Origin of the sequence: Nocardioides sp. NPDC047086 (assembly GCF_040643685.1) — a bacterium.
In the GTDB taxonomy this organism is placed as follows: Bacteria; Actinomycetota; Actinomycetes; order Propionibacteriales; family Nocardioidaceae; genus Nocardioides.
Genome location: NZ_JBEYUV010000036.1, coordinates 1 through 14,764, shown reverse-complemented (window position 1 = coordinate 14,764; position 14,764 = coordinate 1). Strand labels below are relative to the sequence as shown.

Annotated in this window: 14 protein-coding genes and 1 riboswitch; of the genes, 1 reads left to right on the top strand and 13 read right to left on the bottom strand. The window is 69.1% G+C overall.

What is annotated here, in order from left to right:
• Nucleotides 1-101 precede the first annotated feature (101 nt).
• The 12 genes from gcvP to ABZ796_RS22010 all read right to left on the bottom strand — a co-directional run bounded on the left by gcvP (nucleotide 102) and on the right by ABZ796_RS22010 (nucleotide 12,143).
• Nucleotides 102-2,972, bottom strand: coding sequence for an aminomethyl-transferring glycine dehydrogenase (gcvP, locus tag ABZ796_RS22065; RefSeq protein WP_357339801.1), 2,871 nt, complete (start codon nucleotides 2,970-2,972; stop codon nucleotides 102-104).
• Between the two features lie 77 nt (nucleotides 2,973-3,049).
• Nucleotides 3,050-3,140: riboswitch (glycine riboswitch) on the bottom strand.
• A gap of 82 nt (nucleotides 3,141-3,222) precedes the next feature.
• Complete coding sequence (locus ABZ796_RS22060) at nucleotides 3,223-3,840, bottom strand: MerR family transcriptional regulator (RefSeq protein ID WP_357339799.1); 618 nt, start codon at nucleotides 3,838-3,840, stop codon at nucleotides 3,223-3,225.
• 198 nt (nucleotides 3,841-4,038) lie between these two features.
• A complete protein-coding gene (locus tag ABZ796_RS22055) occupies nucleotides 4,039-4,506 on the bottom strand; it encodes a bifunctional nuclease family protein (protein ID WP_091042032.1) in 468 nt (155 codons plus the stop codon).
• 64 nt (nucleotides 4,507-4,570) lie between these two features.
• Nucleotides 4,571-5,323: a MerR family transcriptional regulator gene (locus tag ABZ796_RS22050; protein ID WP_357339797.1), complete on the bottom strand. Its 753-nt coding sequence runs from the start codon at nucleotides 5,321-5,323 to the stop codon at nucleotides 4,571-4,573.
• A 2-nt stretch (nucleotides 5,324-5,325) separates the two neighbouring features.
• Nucleotides 5,326-5,808 (bottom strand): FHA domain-containing protein, encoded by a 483-nt coding sequence (locus tag ABZ796_RS22045; protein ID WP_091042036.1) that lies wholly within the window; start codon nucleotides 5,806-5,808, stop codon nucleotides 5,326-5,328.
• Nucleotides 5,809-5,909: 101 nt separating this feature from the next.
• The gene (gene gcvH, locus ABZ796_RS22040) at nucleotides 5,910-6,296 is read right to left on the bottom strand and encodes a glycine cleavage system protein GcvH (RefSeq protein WP_357339795.1); all 387 of its coding nucleotides are present in this window, start codon (nucleotides 6,294-6,296) and stop codon (nucleotides 5,910-5,912) included.
• A gap of 93 nt (nucleotides 6,297-6,389) precedes the next feature.
• A complete protein-coding gene (locus tag ABZ796_RS22035) occupies nucleotides 6,390-7,712 on the bottom strand; it encodes a DUF881 domain-containing protein (protein WP_357339793.1) in 1,323 nt (440 codons plus the stop codon).
• A gap of 19 nt (nucleotides 7,713-7,731) precedes the next feature.
• Nucleotides 7,732-8,064 (bottom strand): small basic family protein, encoded by a 333-nt coding sequence (locus tag ABZ796_RS22030; RefSeq protein ID WP_008359542.1) that lies wholly within the window; start codon nucleotides 8,062-8,064, stop codon nucleotides 7,732-7,734.
• On the bottom strand, nucleotides 8,061-8,990 hold the full coding sequence (locus tag ABZ796_RS22025; protein WP_357339790.1) for a DUF881 domain-containing protein: 930 nt from the start codon (nucleotides 8,988-8,990) through the stop codon (nucleotides 8,061-8,063). The genes ABZ796_RS22030 and ABZ796_RS22025 overlap by 4 nt, the downstream gene beginning before the upstream one ends.
• Complete coding sequence (locus ABZ796_RS22020; protein WP_357339789.1) at nucleotides 8,983-9,675, bottom strand: CDP-alcohol phosphatidyltransferase family protein; 693 nt, start codon at nucleotides 9,673-9,675, stop codon at nucleotides 8,983-8,985. Before ABZ796_RS22020 ends, ABZ796_RS22025 begins: the two co-directional genes overlap by 8 nt.
• 66 nt (nucleotides 9,676-9,741) lie before the next feature.
• Nucleotides 9,742-10,800, bottom strand: a complete 1,059-nt coding sequence (locus ABZ796_RS22015; protein ID WP_357339787.1) for a hemolysin family protein — start codon at nucleotides 10,798-10,800, stop codon at nucleotides 9,742-9,744.
• The gene (locus ABZ796_RS22010; RefSeq protein ID WP_357339785.1) at nucleotides 10,800-12,143 is read right to left on the bottom strand and encodes a hemolysin family protein; all 1,344 of its coding nucleotides are present in this window, start codon (nucleotides 12,141-12,143) and stop codon (nucleotides 10,800-10,802) included. The genes ABZ796_RS22015 and ABZ796_RS22010 overlap by 1 nt, the downstream gene beginning before the upstream one ends.
• Before the next feature lie 297 nt (nucleotides 12,144-12,440).
• Between ABZ796_RS22010 and ABZ796_RS22005 the strand changes: the two genes are divergently transcribed.
• Nucleotides 12,441-14,057: a GMC oxidoreductase gene (locus ABZ796_RS22005; protein ID WP_357339784.1), complete on the top strand. Its 1,617-nt coding sequence runs from the start codon at nucleotides 12,441-12,443 to the stop codon at nucleotides 14,055-14,057.
• A 163-nt stretch (nucleotides 14,058-14,220) separates the two neighbouring features.
• Here the strand turns inward: ABZ796_RS22005 and ABZ796_RS22000 are convergent, their stop codons facing one another.
• A complete protein-coding gene (locus ABZ796_RS22000; protein WP_357339782.1) occupies nucleotides 14,221-14,556 on the bottom strand; it encodes a DUF1048 domain-containing protein in 336 nt (111 codons plus the stop codon).
• Nucleotides 14,557-14,764 lie beyond the last annotated feature (208 nt).

Here is a 14,764-nt window from a genome sequence, read left to right as displayed (position 1 = left end):
CCGAGTCGGCTCGTCTTGACGCAAAACCCCGCCGAGTCGGCGCGTCATGACGCGCCGACTCGGCATGCATTTCGGTCAGGACGAGCCGACTCGGCGTGGCGTCATTCGGCGAAGGACTCCACCGGCGGGCAGGAGCAGACCAGGTTGCGGTCGCCGTAGGTGTTGTCGATCCGGGCGACCGGGGGCCAGTACTTGTCGGGGTCGATGCCGCGGGGGAAGACGGCCTCCTCGCGCGAGTAGGCGCGGTCCCAGTCGCCGACGAGGGCGCGGGAGGTGTGCGGGGCACCGCGCAGGACCGAGGTCTCCGCGGTCCACTCCCCCGAGGCGACCCGGTCGATCTCGCCCTTGATCGCGATCATCGCGTCGATGAACCGGTCCAGCTCGCCGAGGTCCTCGGACTCGGTCGGCTCGACCATGAGCGTGCCGGCGACAGGGAAGGACATCGTCGGAGCGTGGAAGCCGTAGTCGATGAGCCGCTTGGCGACGTCGTCGACGGTGACACCGGTCTCCTTGGTCATCGGCCGCAGGTCGAGGATGCACTCGTGCGCGACCAGCCCGGTCTCGCCGCGGTAGAGCACCGGGAAGTGCTCGTTCAGGCGGGCCGCGACGTAGTTGGCCGAGAGCACAGCTGCCGCGGTGGCCCGGGTCAGACCCTCGGCACCCATGAGCCGGACGTACGCCCACGAGATCGGCAGGATGCCCGCCGAGCCGTACGGAGCGGCCGAGATCGCGCCGATGCCCGAGCGCTTCGAGGCGTCCGGGTGCAAGGAGTGCGAGGGCAGGTAGGGCGCCAGGTGGGAGCGGACCGCGACCGGACCGACGCCTGGACCGCCACCGCCGTGCGGGATGCAGAAGGTCTTGTGCAGGTTGAGGTGGGAGACGTCGCCGCCGAACTCGCCGGGCTTGGCGTAGCCCAGGAGCGCGTTGAAGTTGGCGCCGTCGATGTAGACCTGACCGCCGGCCTCGTGCACCAGCGAGCAGACCTCGGTGATGCCCTCCTCGTAGACCCCGTGGGTCGAGGGGTAGGTCACCATGATCGCGGCGACGTTCTCGCCGTGAGCGTCGAGCTTCGCCCGCAGGTCGTCGAGATCGACGGTGCCGTCCTCGGAGGACTTCACGACCTCGACCTTCATCCCGGCCATCACGGCCGAGGCGGCGTTGGTGCCGTGCGCGGAGGAAGGCATCAGGCAGATGTTGCGGTGGCCCTGGCCCTGCGCGTCCAGGTAGCCACGGATCGCCATCAGGCCGGCGAACTCACCCTGCGAGCCGGCGTTCGGCTGGATGGAGACCTCGTCGTAGCCGGTGACCTCGGCCAGCCACTCCTCCAGTTCGCCGACGAGACGCGCGTAGCCGGCGGCGTCCTCGACGGGCACGAACGGGTGCAGGTCGGCGAAGCCGGGCAGCGAGATCGGCTCCATCTCGGTGGTCGCGTTGAGCTTCATGGTGCACGAGCCGAGCGGGATCATGCCCTTGTCGAGCGCGTAGTCGCGCGCCGACAGCTTGTGCAGGTAGCGCAGCATCTGGGTCTCGCTGTGGTGCGCGTTGAAGACCTCGTGGGTGAGGTAGTCGGTGGTGCGCAGCAGAGCATCGGGCAGCGCGCTGGCCGTGGTGCGGTCGATCTCGTCCAGGTCCGCACCCGAGACGCCGAAGGCGTTGAGCACGGCCGACAGAGTCGAACGGGTGGTCGCCTCCGAGGTCGAGATGCCGACGGTGTCGGCGTCCACGAGACGAAGATGTACGCCGAAACGACGCGCCCCGGCGACCACATCGGCCGCCCGCCCGGGAACGGTGACACCCAGGGTGTCGAAGAAGGTCTCCGAGACCAGCGGGAGCCCGGCCGACTTCAGCGCGGCGGCCAGCACAGCGGCGTAGCGGTGGGTCCGGGTCGCGATCGTCCGCAGCCCGGCGGGGCCGTGGTAGACGGCGTACATCGAGGCACCGACGGCCAGCAGCACCTGTGCGGTGCAGATGTTGGAGGTCGCCTTCTCGCGGCGGATGTGCTGCTCGCGGGTCTGCAGCGCGAGACGGTACGCGGGCCGCCCCTCCGCATCGACGGAGACGCCGACGAGACGACCGGGCAGGTGCCGTTCGATCCCCGCGTGGACGGCCATGTAGCCGGCGTGCGGGCCGCCGTAGAAGAGCGGGATGCCGAAGCGCTGGCTCGAGCCGACGACGACGTCGGCGCCAAGGGTGCCGGGCGCCTCCAGGACGGTGAGCGCGAGCAGGTCGGCGGCGACCACGGCCAGCGCGCCCCGCTCGTGGGCGGCGTCGATGATCGGCTTCAGGTCGGGCACACGGCCGGAGGCGCCGGGGTACTGCACCAGCACGCCGATCACGTCACCCTCGGGCAGACCCTGCGAGAGGTCGGCCACGACGACCTCGAGGCCCATCGCCTCGGCGCGTACCTTGACGACCTCGATCGACTGCGGGAGCGCGTCGGCGTCGATGACGAACGGACCGGATCCCTTGCGGTTGGCGCGGTGCACCAGGGCCAGCGCCTCGGCGGCCGCGGTGCCCTCGTCCAGGAGCGAGGAGTTGGCCACCGGCAGGCCGGTCAGGTCGCCGACCATGGTCTGGAAGTTGATGAGCGCCTCGAGCCGGCCCTGGGAGATCTCGGGCTGGTAGGGCGTGTAGGCGGTGTACCAGCTCGGGTCCTCGAGCACGTTGCGACGGATCACCGGCGGCGTCACGGTGGCGTGGTAGCCGAGCCCGATCATCGCCTCGCCGGGCTTGTTGGAGGCCGCGATCTCCCGCGCCAGCGACGCGACCTGCGCCTCGCTCAGCGCGGCCGGCAGGTCGAGCGACTCCACCGAGCGGATCCCGGCCGGGACCGCGGCGTCCATCATCGCCGCTACCGAGTCGTACCCGAGCCGCGCGAGCATGGTCGCCTCGTCGGCGGCCGAGAGCCCGACATGGCGCTGCACGAACGGGGAGGCGGCGTCGAGCTCGGACAGGGTGGGTGTGTCGGACACAGTGGCTCCTGAGGGCATTTGAGACAACTCGTAAGCCCTCCCCCTCTGTCACCGCATCTGCGCCGCTTCAGAGTTGCCTGGTCCGCACAGTCGTGGGTGCCTGAGAGTTTCCGGGGAGGAATTGCCCCTTCGGCGCCCCTTCGAGAGGAGCTCTCCCGTGCGGGATGGTCAGCACCACCAGCATAAACGACAGCACCCCGAGGTCCCGTCTCCGCGGAGCCTCGGGGCCTGGTGTCGGCTGAGTCCTAGATCACCCGGCGCTGCGCGCGGCGCGGCGGGCGGAGAGCTCGTCGGACATCGAGGCGACCTGCTCGCCGTCCTCGACCGTACGCTCGCTGGGGAGCTCGGAGAGCGTGCCCTCGATCTCGCGCCAGACCCCGCCGATGGCGATGCCGAAGACGCCCTGCCCGCCCTGGAGCAGGTCGATGACCTCGTCGTTGCTGGTGCACTCGTAGACGGAGGCGCCGTCGCTCATCAGGGTGACGCGGGTCAGGTCGTCGGTGCCCCGCTGACGCAGGTGCTGCACGGCAGCACGGATCTGCTGCAGCGAGATGCCGGCGTCGAGGAGTCGCTTGATGACCTTGAGGATCAGGATGTCGCGGAAGGAGTAGAGCCGCTGCGTGCCGGAGCCGGTGGCGCCGCGCACGCTCGGCTCGACCAGACCGGTGCGGGCCCAGTAGTCGAGCTGGCGGTAACTGATCCCAGCAGCGTTGCAGGCCGTCGGGCCGCGGTAACCGGTGTCGCTCGGCAGGGGCGAGACATCGTCGGTGAAGAGAAGGCCCTGCTCGTCAGCCTGCTCCGCCGCGCGTCGCGCGTCGTCGGCGCCGTGGCCGGGCTTCTGCTCGTGGTCGAACACGATGTCCTCCATCGTCTACTCCGTTGTGCGTAACTCCACTCGGGGAATGAACGGCTGCGGCGGGGGGACCACATCGTTGGAGTTACAACAGAGACAACTACAAGGTAAGCGTCGCAAGGGCCCTGGTCAAAGAACCCCTCCGGCGTGTCGTTGGGGCTAACCCTCAAGTAGAGCCTGAGACTTTCGGTGCCTGACGGTCCGGCCCGAGCCTCAGTGGGACTCGAAGTCCTCGGGCGTGATCTCGTCGAGGAACTCACGGAACTTCTCGATCTCGTCCTCCTGCTCGGCCGGGACGGCGAGCCCCGCCTCGTCGAGAACCTCGTCGGAGACGACGATCTTGGTCCCCGTACGCAGCGCCAGCGCGATCGAGTCCGAGGGTCGCGCGCTGACCTCGACGCCCGAGGCGAAGACCAGGTTGGCGTAGAAGACACGGTCGGTGACCGAGGTGATCTGCACCTCGGTCAGCTCGTTGCCAGTCGCCTCGAGCACGTCCTTGAGCAGGTCGTGGGTCAGCGGCCTGGGCGGCACCACGCCCTGCTGGGCGAAGGCGATCGCGGTCGCCTCCACCGCACCGATCCAGATGGGCAGGTATCGCTCACCCGCCACCTCGCGCAGCAGCACGATCGGCTGGTTGGAGGGCATCTCCACTCGGACTCCGAGCACATCGACCTCGCGCATGTCATCCACCCTACCCGGCTCCGGGTCGCTACAGCAGCCCGGTTGACCGGCGACACGAACCGAGTCAGCGGTCGCGCAGTCCCGACTTCACCAAGGTGGCGTGCAGACGGACCGCCAGGGAGGCGATCTCGCTGCCGATCTCCTCGGCCCGGCCCTGCGCTCCGGCGTTGCCCGGGCGCCGCAGCGGCGCCACGATCTGCTCGATCAGGCCGACCTCGCGGTCGGCGGCGGCCTTCATACCGCGCAGGTGACGGGGCTCGATGCCGAACCTGGCCAGCTCCTTGGCCGTGCGCGCGATCGCGAGAGCGTCGGTGTCGTAGTGACCGCTGCGCAGCGGCACCACCAGCGCCATCTTCTCCAGCTCGGTGAGCAGCGCGTCGTCGACCTCGGCCACCTTGAGGAGCTCGCGCCGCGAGATCCGCATGTTGTCCGTACGCCTGAACGACTCCGCCCCTGGCGCGCCGCTGGGCGTCAGGGCCACCGTAGGCACGGTCGGCACGGTCGGCTCGATCGCCGGCGGCTCGAGGCCCCGGTCGATCGCGTCGAGGTGCTCGCCGATGACCTTGAGCGGCAGGTAGTGGTCGCGCTGCATCCTCAGGACGTAGCGCAGCCGCTCGACATCGCGGCGGGAGAACTTGCGGTAGCCCGCGGGCGTACGCTCCGGCTTGATCAGTCCCTTGTCCTCGAGAAACCGGATCTTCGGGATGGTGACCGTGGGAAAGTCCGGACGCAGCTGATCCAGGACCTGCCCGATGTTGAGCCGCTCCCCCGAGTCGCTAGCCGGCCGTTGAGGGTCAGGCATCGCGGCGGCGGCCATGGCTACGCCCCTTCGTGCCCGGCGTAGAAGACGAGCCGGAACTTCCCGACCTGGACCTCGTCGCCGTCCTTGAGGACGACCTTCTCGATCCGGTCGCGGTTGACGTAGGTGCCGTTGAGGCTGCCGACGTCGGAGACCTCGAAGGTGTCGCCGGTGCGCGCGAACTCCGCGTGGCGACGCGAGACGGTCACGTCGTCGAGGAAGATGTCGCTGTCCGGGTGGCGGCCCGCCACCACGGTGTCCTGGTCGAGGAGGAAGCGGCTTCCGGCACCGGGACCACGCTGCACGACGAGCATGCCGTTGCCCCGCGGCAAGGCCTCGACGGTGGCCGCCTCGATCGGGCTGAGCACCCGGTCAGAGGTGTCGGCGTCAGCCCCGAGCTGGATCGTCGAGGTCTGGTCGGTCCCGGTCAGGCTTACGCCACACTGCGAGCAGAACCGCGCTTCGTCGGGGTTCTGGCTGCCGCAAGCGGGGCACACGGACATTTTTGAGCTCCAGGTTCATCGAGGGCCGGGCACCTACCCTCAAGTCAACGTTGAGGGATGGTATCCGCAACCTATCAGGTCGGCCCAGGTGTTCGGTTGAGTTACGCGTCGAGTGATGCTTCGTACGCCGCGGCGTCGAGGAGGCTCTCCAGCTCGGCAGGATCCGACGGCGTGACCTCGAAGAGCCAGCCACCGCCGTAGGGGTCGTCGTTGACCAGCTCGGGCGTGGCGTCGAGCGATCCGTTGACCGCGACGACCTCGCCGGAGATCGGCGCGTAGATGTCGCTGACCGACTTGGTCGACTCGAGCTCGCCGCAGCTCTCGCCCGACTTGATCGTGTCGCCGACGGCGGGCATCGACACGTAGACGATGTCGCCGAGGGCGTCCTGAGCGTAGTTGGTGATCCCGATCCGTACGGAGCCCTCGGTCTCGCCAGGGTTGCGCAGCCACTCGTGCTCGCTGGTGTACTTCAGGTCCTCGGGGTACACGGCCATCTCCTCTTCAGGTGTGCTGGTCTGGCAGCGGAAGATCGTCCCGCGAACCGGTTGTCGAAACCCTACTGCGCCCCACCGACGAAACCTTCAGCGGGACACGGTGTGAATCGACTCGATGTCGATCTTCTCCTCCGACTCCACCGTGACCTCCGCGCCCTGCTCCTCGAGCTGGTCCTGCGGGCCCTGGTAGAAGTCGATCGCGCCGGCCAGCGTGTCGGGCGGGCCGATCACCTGGAGGCGGTACGGCGGGCTGATCATCTCGCCGCCGACGTTGAGCCCGGATCCGGGCTGGCTGACCTCGATCGAGGACGACGCGACCAGGCGTACGGCCTCGCCGTCGGCCCCCTCGATCTCCATCGCCTCGGCACCGCTGGTACGCAGCTCCTCGATCAGGTCGAGGAGCGCGGTCAGCCGCAGCGGATCGGCTCCCGGGTCGATCTCGATCGTGATCCCCGGACCGCTGACCGGTACGGTCCCGGCGATCACCCGCAGCGTGTCGACCTGCTCCTCGGCACGCTGGAGCGCGGTCTGCTGCTGGAGGGTCTGGTCCTCGAGCTCGTCGCGCGTCGCCTCGAGCTCCTCGATCTGCTCCTGGGCCTTCTGCGTGGTGCCGGCCAGGCCGGAGAGGATGTCGATCAGCTCCTGCTCGCGCAGACCGGCGTACGTCGAGTCCTCGGTGTTCGTCTGGACCTGCACCACGGCGGCGTAGCCGAGTACGCAGAGCAGGACCGCCACGGCCACCTGGCCGCGTCGGAAGTGGGCGAGCGCGTCGAAGAGCCGCGCCCGGCCGACCAGCGGTGCCGGCTCCTCCTCGGACTCTTCCGCGTCCTCCGACGTGTCAGGCTCCGGGGTCTTCGGCGGCTCCTCGGCCTCGGCGACCTCGGCGGGCTCGGTCACCTCAGCGGGCTCATCGGCCTTCTCGGCCCCCTCGGCCTTGTCGTCCCCCTCGGCAGCCGGCTCCTCCGCCTCGGCGGCCTCGATCGGCTCGACAGGCTCGACCGTGTCGGAATCTGGTTCTTCGGCGGGCTCTTCCGCCACAGCCGAATCCTCGACGTCGTCGGCCGCGTCGGTGGGCTCGACCGGCTCATCGGCGACATCGGTGTCGTCCGACTCCTCGGGCTTCGTCTCCGAACCGTCCTCGGCCGCCGGCTCCTCTGGTTCGTCGCCAGCCGCCTCCTCGCCAGCAGCCTCGTCGGACCCGGCCTCCTCCGGCGCATCCGTCTCGGACGCCTCCTCGGCGTTCGCCTCGGCCGTCTCGACGGACTCCGTAGGCGCCGGCTCGGCCGGCGGCGTACCCTCCTCCGCGGCCTCGGGCGTGGCGACGTCCTCGGTGACGGTCTCCTCCGCGGCCGCGGCAGGCTTCGCCGCGGCCTTCTTCGCAGGGGTCCGCTTGGCGGCGGTCCGCTTCACCGGGGGCCTCCTCTTCCGGTCAGGCATGGAAGATATGCCTCCGGATGGCTGCGACGTTGGTGAAGATGCGGATGCCCAGGACGACGATGACGCCCGTGGACAGCTGGCCGCCGACGCCGAGACGGTCGCCGAGGTAGACGATGCCCGCGGCGATGACGACGTTGCTGATGAACGAGACGACGAAGACCTTGTCGTCGAAGATGCCGTCCATGAAAGCGCGCAGCGCACCGAAGACCGCGTCCAGCGCGGCGACGACGGCGATCGGCAGGTAAGGCGCCAGGCCGACAGGCACCTCGGGCTGGAAGAACAGCCCCAGCACGATGCCGATCACTAGGCCGATGACGGCGATCATTCTTCGCGGTCCCCTTCGCTGTTCTCTTGCTTGTCTTCGTCGGTGTTGTCGCTGGGCTCCGCCGAGCCCTGGGAGCCCTTGTCCTCGGACTTGGCCCCGAGGTGGGTCAACTCCAGCAGATCAGGCGGCGCTGCAGGAAGGGTGAGTCGGTCGATGTTCTCGACGTCGTAGGGCATCCCGTAGTCCTGCGTCGTGGTGTGGATCATCGCGCCGGAGACCGTCTCGGCGAAGCGTGCGGCCAGCGTACGCGTGTCGCCGATGGCCGAGACCTCATAGGGCGGCGAGAGCGAGACGTCGTTCATCCGGAGGGTGGCACCGGAGGTGATCACGCCGCTGCGCGGGGTGACCCGCTGGCCGTCGACGGCGATGGCGGTCGCACCCGCCTGCCACAGTCCGTTGATGATCACGGCGAGGTCGTAGTCGCGCACGGTGCCGCCCTCGCTGCCGTCGGCCGCGTTGTCGATCGTGATCCTGATCCCGGGTCCGGTCACCGGGGCGAAGCCGGTCTCCTCCGCGGTCGCCGCAGCGGCCGACGACGCCGACTGGGCCCGCGACCCGAGGGCGTTGAGCGTCGACTCGCGGCTCTGGTTGTCCGCGCGCAGCTCGGAGATCTGCTGATGCAGGTCGGCGATCCGGGCCTGGCGCTGCTCGATGCGGTCGACCAGGACCTGCCGGCTGGTCTGGCGGATGTCCTCGTTGCGGGAGGTCTGCACCGCGGCGGTCGTGGCCAGCAGCGCGAAGAGCCCGACGACCACCATCGCCCACACCCCGGGCCGGCGACGCCGGGTCGGCTCCTCCGTCGCGGGCTCGCGCCGCGCGGCGGCGGCCATGTAGTCGGAGTCGATCGACTGGTCGGTGATGCGGTCCAGCAGCGGCTTGGTGACGTAGGCGCGCAGGTCCTCGGAGCCGGGGATCTGGTCAGGCACGGGCCGTACCGCCCTTCTCCAACGGCGGCGTGGTGGCCATCAGGCGACGCACCTCCTGGGCGTAGAGGACCAGGCTCCACCACAGCAGCAGGATCCCCCACAGCGCGAAGGCCCAGCCGAAGGCCTGCGCCAGCTGGATCGGCAGGCTCGGCTCCAGGCCGAGGTCGAGCGTCTCAGGGATGTCATGGCTGAGGTAGAGCAGCGGGAAGGAGGCCAGCAGGCAGAAGGCAGCGACCTTGCCGAGAAGATGGACCGGAAGCGTACGCACCCCACGGCTGCGCAGTGCCGGGATCATCGCCAGCAGGCCGACGAGCCGCAGCGGCACCAGCAGTGCGATCGGCCACGGGATCACGTCGATCTGCCAGAGCGCGAGCGTCGCGGCCAGCACGAAGACGGTGTTGGCCACCACGTCGAGCAGCTCGCCCGAGCGCCGGCGGCCGAGCTGCTTGCGGTTCAGCCAGCTGTCGAGCAGGTCGGTGACCACCGCGAGACCGAACGCGGACAGCGCGATCGTGTCGTCCTCGGCGATCATCACTGCCCACAGCATCACCGGCGCGTAGACGAGCCGCAGGATGCTGAGCAGCTTGCCGAGCACGGGCTGGTTGCGGTCGGCCGATCCCGGCGGTCGCTGCCGCGTGTCCCGGCCATGGTGCAGGCGGGGATCACCGGATCGACGGTCGGGCATCTACGGGCTCCATTTCGACAAACTCAGGACACCGCCCCTGTCACCAGAGGCGGCACGGACCCAACCCTAGTCGGTAGGCGTGGAGTCGTCGGCGTGGGCGGCGTCGCGGATCTCGCCGACCAGCTCCTCGATGACATCCTCCAGCGTCGCCAGTCCGATGGTGCTGCCGTCCTCACGGACGACCCGAGCCATGTGGGCGCCACGGCGCTGCAGGGTCTCGAGCGTCTCGTGGAGCGCGTCGTCGGGAGTGACGGTCGCGAACGGGCGGATCCACTTGTTCTGGACAGGCTGCCGGCGGCGTACGTCATCGGGCTCGAGGATGTCCTTGATGTGCAGGTAGCCGACCAGGTCGCCGTTCTCGGCGGCGACCGGGAACCGGCTGTAGCCGGTCGAGGCGCACACCGCCTCGATGTCGGCACCCGAGGCCCCGCGCGGCACGATCGTCCAGTCGGAGATCGGGATGGTGACCTTGGCGACCGTCTTCTCGGTGAAGCCGAGCGCGCCGGCCAGGCGGCCGTACTCGTCCTCCTCCAGGAGCCCCTCGCCGCGGGACTCCTCGACCATGGCGGCCACCTCCGCACGGGTGAACGCGGAGCTCACCTCGTCCTTGGGCTCGATGCCGAGCGCCCGGATGCAGACGTTGGCGACATAGTTGAAGGCGACGATGATCGGGCGCAGCACGTAGACGACCGCGTAGATGGCCGGGCCGAGGACCAGGGCGGCCTTGTCGGGGCCGGCCAGCGCGATGTTCTTCGGCACCATCTCGCCGACCACCACGTGCAGGTAGGTGACCACGAGCATCGCGATCACGAACGCGACCGGGTGGTGGAACGCCTCGGGCAGCCCGATCAGGTCGAAGCCGGGCTCGAGCAGGTGGGCGAGCGCCGGCTCGGTGATCGCCAGCAGCAGCACCGAGCAGACCGTGATGCCCAGCTGGGCACCGGCCATCATCAGGCTGATGTTCTCCATCGCCCGCAGCGTGATCCTGGCCATCTGCGAACCGGCCTGGGCGGCCGGCTCGATCTGGCTGCGCCGCGCCGAGACCAGGGCGAACTCCGAGCCGACGAAGAAGGCGTTGGCGAGCAGCAGCACCAGGCCGAGCACAAGCCCCATCGTGGTGCTCATCAGCCGATCACCTGCATCGAGATCCGGTCGATCCTGCGACCGTCCATGAGCTCCACGGTCAGCTTCACATACCTCGCGTAGACGTCGTCGTCGTCGGAGTCGGGCGGCGGGTTGCCGGGAACCGTCAGCTCGGCGCTCGCGCCGGGCTCGGGGATGCGGCCCAGCAGGCTCAGCATCAGACCGGCGACGGTGTCGTAGTCCTCCCCCTCGGGCAGGGCGACACCGGTGATGTCCTCGACCTCGTCGGGGCGCAACAGGCCTGAGAGCGACCAGCCGCCGTCGCGGCGCAGCCGGGCGCGGGCGCTGAGCGGGTCGTGCTCGTCTGCGATATCGCCGACGATCTCCTCGATCACGTCCTCGAGGGTGACGATGCCGGCCTGGTCTCCGTACTCGTCGAGCACCACGGCCAGCTGGAACCCTTCCGCGCGCAGCAGCGCCATCAGCGGGTCCAGGCGCAGCGAGTCGGGCACGACCACCGGCGGCACCATCAGGTGCTTGACCTTGGCCGTGGGCCGCTCGTGCACCGGCAGCGCCACGGCCGCCTTGACGTGCACGGTGCCGACCACGGCCTCGCGGTCGTCGAGCACCGGGAAGCGGGAGTTGCCCGTGCGCCTCGTCAGCTCGATCAGGGCCTCGGCACGGTCGTTGTGATCCAGGCTGTGGACGCGTACGCGCGGGGTCATGATCTCCCCCGCCGTGCGGGTGCCGAACTCGACCGAGCGCTCCATCAGCTCGGCGGTGTCGGCGTCGAGGGTGCCCTCGTGGGCGCTGCGCTGGATCAGCGAGGAGAGCTCGGCCGAGCTGCGCGCCGAGCGCAGCTCCTCCTGCGGCTCCATGCCCAGGCGGCGCACGATCGCGTTGGCGGTGCCGTTGAGGATCTTGATCGGGCCGCGCATGAGCCGGGTGAAGGCGCGCATCGGTCCCTGCGTGACGCGCGCGGTCTCCAGCGGCAGGGCGAGCGCGAGGTTCTTGGGGACGAGCTCGCCGAAGAGCATCGTCACGATCGTCGACAGGGTCAGCGCGATGGCCACCGCGATCGCCTCCACCACTCCCTCGGGCAGCCCGGTGGAGAGCAGCGGTGCGTCGATCAGCTCGGCGATCGCCGGCTCCGACAACCAGCCGATGCCGAGGTTGGTCACGGTGATGCCGACCTGCGCGCCGGAGAGGTTGCTGGAGAGCTCCTTCATCGCGCGGAGCACGCCCTGGGCGCCCTTGTCGCCCTGCTCGGCGGCCATCTCCACCTGGGAGTGGTCGACCGTGACCAGGGAGAACTCGGCGGCCACGAACACGCCACAGGCAGCGACGAGCAGCAGCGCCAGGAGGATGAACAGGACCTCGGTCATCTCACCGACCTCGACTGGTACGGCCTCGAATCACTCAGCGGGCATGGATACTGGCCGGGTTGCGGTCCGTCCATCGGGGTTCAGATCGTCCTTAGCTCTTGGAAGTGCGGTCAGCCTACATGGCTGTGGTTGCGCCTTCTGCGTTGCTGTACCGGGCCTCGGTGGACGTGTCGCGTTCCGGACACAGTTGTCCAGAACGGGGCTGTGAACCTTGACACACCTTGGCCGTTCGTCAACTCTTACGCGGCAGTAACCGACGATTCGCGAGCCGAGGGAGTCCCCTTGACCATGTCCTCGTTGTCCACGTCTGCCTCCAGACGTACGTTTCTGGCCGGGGCCGCCGGCGCTGCCGGTGCAGCCGCGTCCGGGCTGCTCGCCGGCCCAGCGGCAGCCACCTCGCCCCGCCGCGTACGGCTGGTGCGGGAGGAGCATCGGGCGGTCGTCATCGGGTCCGGGTTCGGTGGCGGGGTGGCCGCGCTGCGGCTGGCCGAGGCTGGCGTACCTGTCACGGTGCTCGAGCGCGGCCGTCGGTGGCCGACGGGTCCTGACGCGCAGACCTTTCCGACGGTGCGCTCCCTCGACAAGCGGGTGCTGTTCCACACCACCGCACCCGAGGCGCTCAAGCCGCTGCAGAAGCTGGTCGGCACTCCCCTGAACTTCGGCCCGTACGTCGGCCTGCTCGAGCCCGTCCTCGGCCAGAACATGCTGGCCATGTGCGCGGCCGGTGTCGGCGGCGGCTCCCTGGTCTACCAGGGCATGACGCTGCAGCCGTCCGCGGAGGTCTTCAACACCTGGTTTCCGAACGAGCTCGACTACGAGCTCATGGACAGGGTCCACTACCCACGCGTGGCCAAGATGCTCGGGGCCGCGACCGCGCCCGACGAGCTGATCGCCTCGGACAGCTACCGGGTCTCGCGTACGTTCGGCGAGCGCGTGGAGGCTGCCGGCTACGACCTGCGGAAGATCCCGATGCCGATCGACTGGTCCTATGCGCTCGCGGAGCTGCGCGGCGAGATGACGCCGTCCTACACCAACGGCGACTGCGCGCTCGGTGTCAACAACGGCGGCAAGCACTCGGTCGACGTCACCTACATTTCCCAGGCGGAGGCTACGGGGCGCGTGCACGTCGCCACCCGCCACAACGTGACCTCGGTGGCCCGTGCTGCCGACGGTCGCTGGGAGGTGCACGTCGACCGTACCGACGACACCGGCGACGTGGTCGAGCAGAAGATCCTGACCACCCGGGCGCTGGTGATGGCGGCCGGCTCGCTCAACACCAGCAAGCTCCTGGTCCGAGCGGCAGCGACCGACACCATCCCCGACCTCCCCGATCAGCTCGGTCAGGGCTGGGGCACCAACGGCGATCGGATCTACATGTGGCGCCCCTTCGACGAGAACCTCACCGGTACGCAGGGCGGGCCCGTCGTCTACCAGAGCCAGGACTGGGCCGACCCGGAGACTGCCAACACCGTGATCCAGGCGTCGCTGCCACCACTCCCCCTCGGACTCGACCTGGGCGCCACGATGCTGGTCGGCTTCGGCGTCAGCGCCGACCGCGGCAGCTTCCGCTACAGCTCGCTGACCGACTCGGTGAGCCTGCGCTTCCCCTTCGGCGGTGACTCGGCAAGCTATCGCGCCATCCACGATCGGGTCTCTCGGATCAGCGGCGGGCTCGGGGCCCTGATCGACACCAACACCATCGTCAACAGCACCTGGCACCCGCTCGGCGGTGCCAACATGGGCACCGTCTGCGATCTCGACGGCCGGGTCCAGGGCCAGGACGGCCTCTACGTTCTCGACGGTGCGCTCATCCCCGGCACCACCGGAGCGTGCAACCCGTCGATGACCATCGCCGCAGTCGCCGAGCGTGCCATGGACAACATCGTCGCCAACGACGTCGGGACCGTCATCTGACGGTGTCTCTCGAAGCCGCTTCGGGCCCACCAGGATCATGCAATGCAAAATTCTGCAGATTTTGCCGAAAGGGGGTGACAACCCCTTAGGTGATGCGGCAACATTGTTCTTGCCCCGCTGGTGACCCGAGACGCCAGCGGGGCTCTTACGTTTTTCCGCCACCTCACGACAGCTTCTGGGCGACCTCGTTGAGGTTCGCGCGGAGCTTGGCGCGGTAGGCGTCGTGCTGCTCGGGGAGTCGGGTGTCGCAGAAGGCGGCCAGGTCGGGTCCGGTGACCTCGAGGACGGCGCGTGCGTTGGCGGCTTCGGTCTCGAACAGGTCGAGGATGTCGCGCAAGATGGCGACGATGTCCATGCCGTCACCGGTGGTGAAGCGCCACAGGTAGTTCTTCATCTCGGCGTAGACGGTGCGGTAGTCGGCCGGGAGTTGGGTGGCGCGGGCTTCCATGCGCTTCCAGTCCTTCTTGTCCCCGATCAGGCGGGTGAGGAGGTTGTTCATGGTGGTGCTCCTTGGTTCGGTGTGTACGTTCCGGGCCCCGGGTTTGGGGCTGTGGAAGAAGCGTGCGGCCTTGACGTAGCGTCAAGGTCAAGCACCGATCCGAAGAAACTTTTCGCCGGTCGCGGTCCTCAGGCTGCGAGGGTGTGGTTGAGCAGTACGTTGCGCAGCCGGATCTCGGCTGGTGACAGGGGTGGCGGGTCCGGTTTCC

Coding starts and splice junctions, on each gene's coding strand:
- ABZ796_RS22060 (WP_357339799.1), bottom strand. CDS start 3,840: ATGGAGGACATCGTGTTCGACCACGAGCAGAAGCCCGGCCACGGCGCC.
- ABZ796_RS22055 (WP_091042032.1), bottom strand. CDS start 4,506: ATGCGCGAGGTCGATGTGCTCGGAGTCCGAGTGGAGATGCCCTCCAAC.
- ABZ796_RS22050 (WP_357339797.1), bottom strand. CDS start 5,323: ATGGCCGCCGCCGCGATGCCTGACCCTCAACGGCCGGCTAGCGACTCG.
- ABZ796_RS22045 (WP_091042036.1), bottom strand. CDS start 5,808: ATGTCCGTGTGCCCCGCTTGCGGCAGCCAGAACCCCGACGAAGCGCGG.
- ABZ796_RS22030 (WP_008359542.1), bottom strand. CDS start 8,064: ATGATCGCCGTCATCGGCCTAGTGATCGGCATCGTGCTGGGGCTGTTC.
- ABZ796_RS22020 (WP_357339789.1), bottom strand. CDS start 9,675: ATGCCCGACCGTCGATCCGGTGATCCCCGCCTGCACCATGGCCGGGAC.
- ABZ796_RS22015 (WP_357339787.1), bottom strand. CDS start 10,800: ATGAGCACCACGATGGGGCTTGTGCTCGGCCTGGTGCTGCTGCTCGCC.
- ABZ796_RS22010 (WP_357339785.1), bottom strand. CDS start 12,143: ATGACCGAGGTCCTGTTCATCCTCCTGGCGCTGCTGCTCGTCGCTGCC.
- ABZ796_RS22000 (WP_357339782.1), bottom strand. CDS start 14,556: ATGAACAACCTCCTCACCCGCCTGATCGGGGACAAGAAGGACTGGAAG.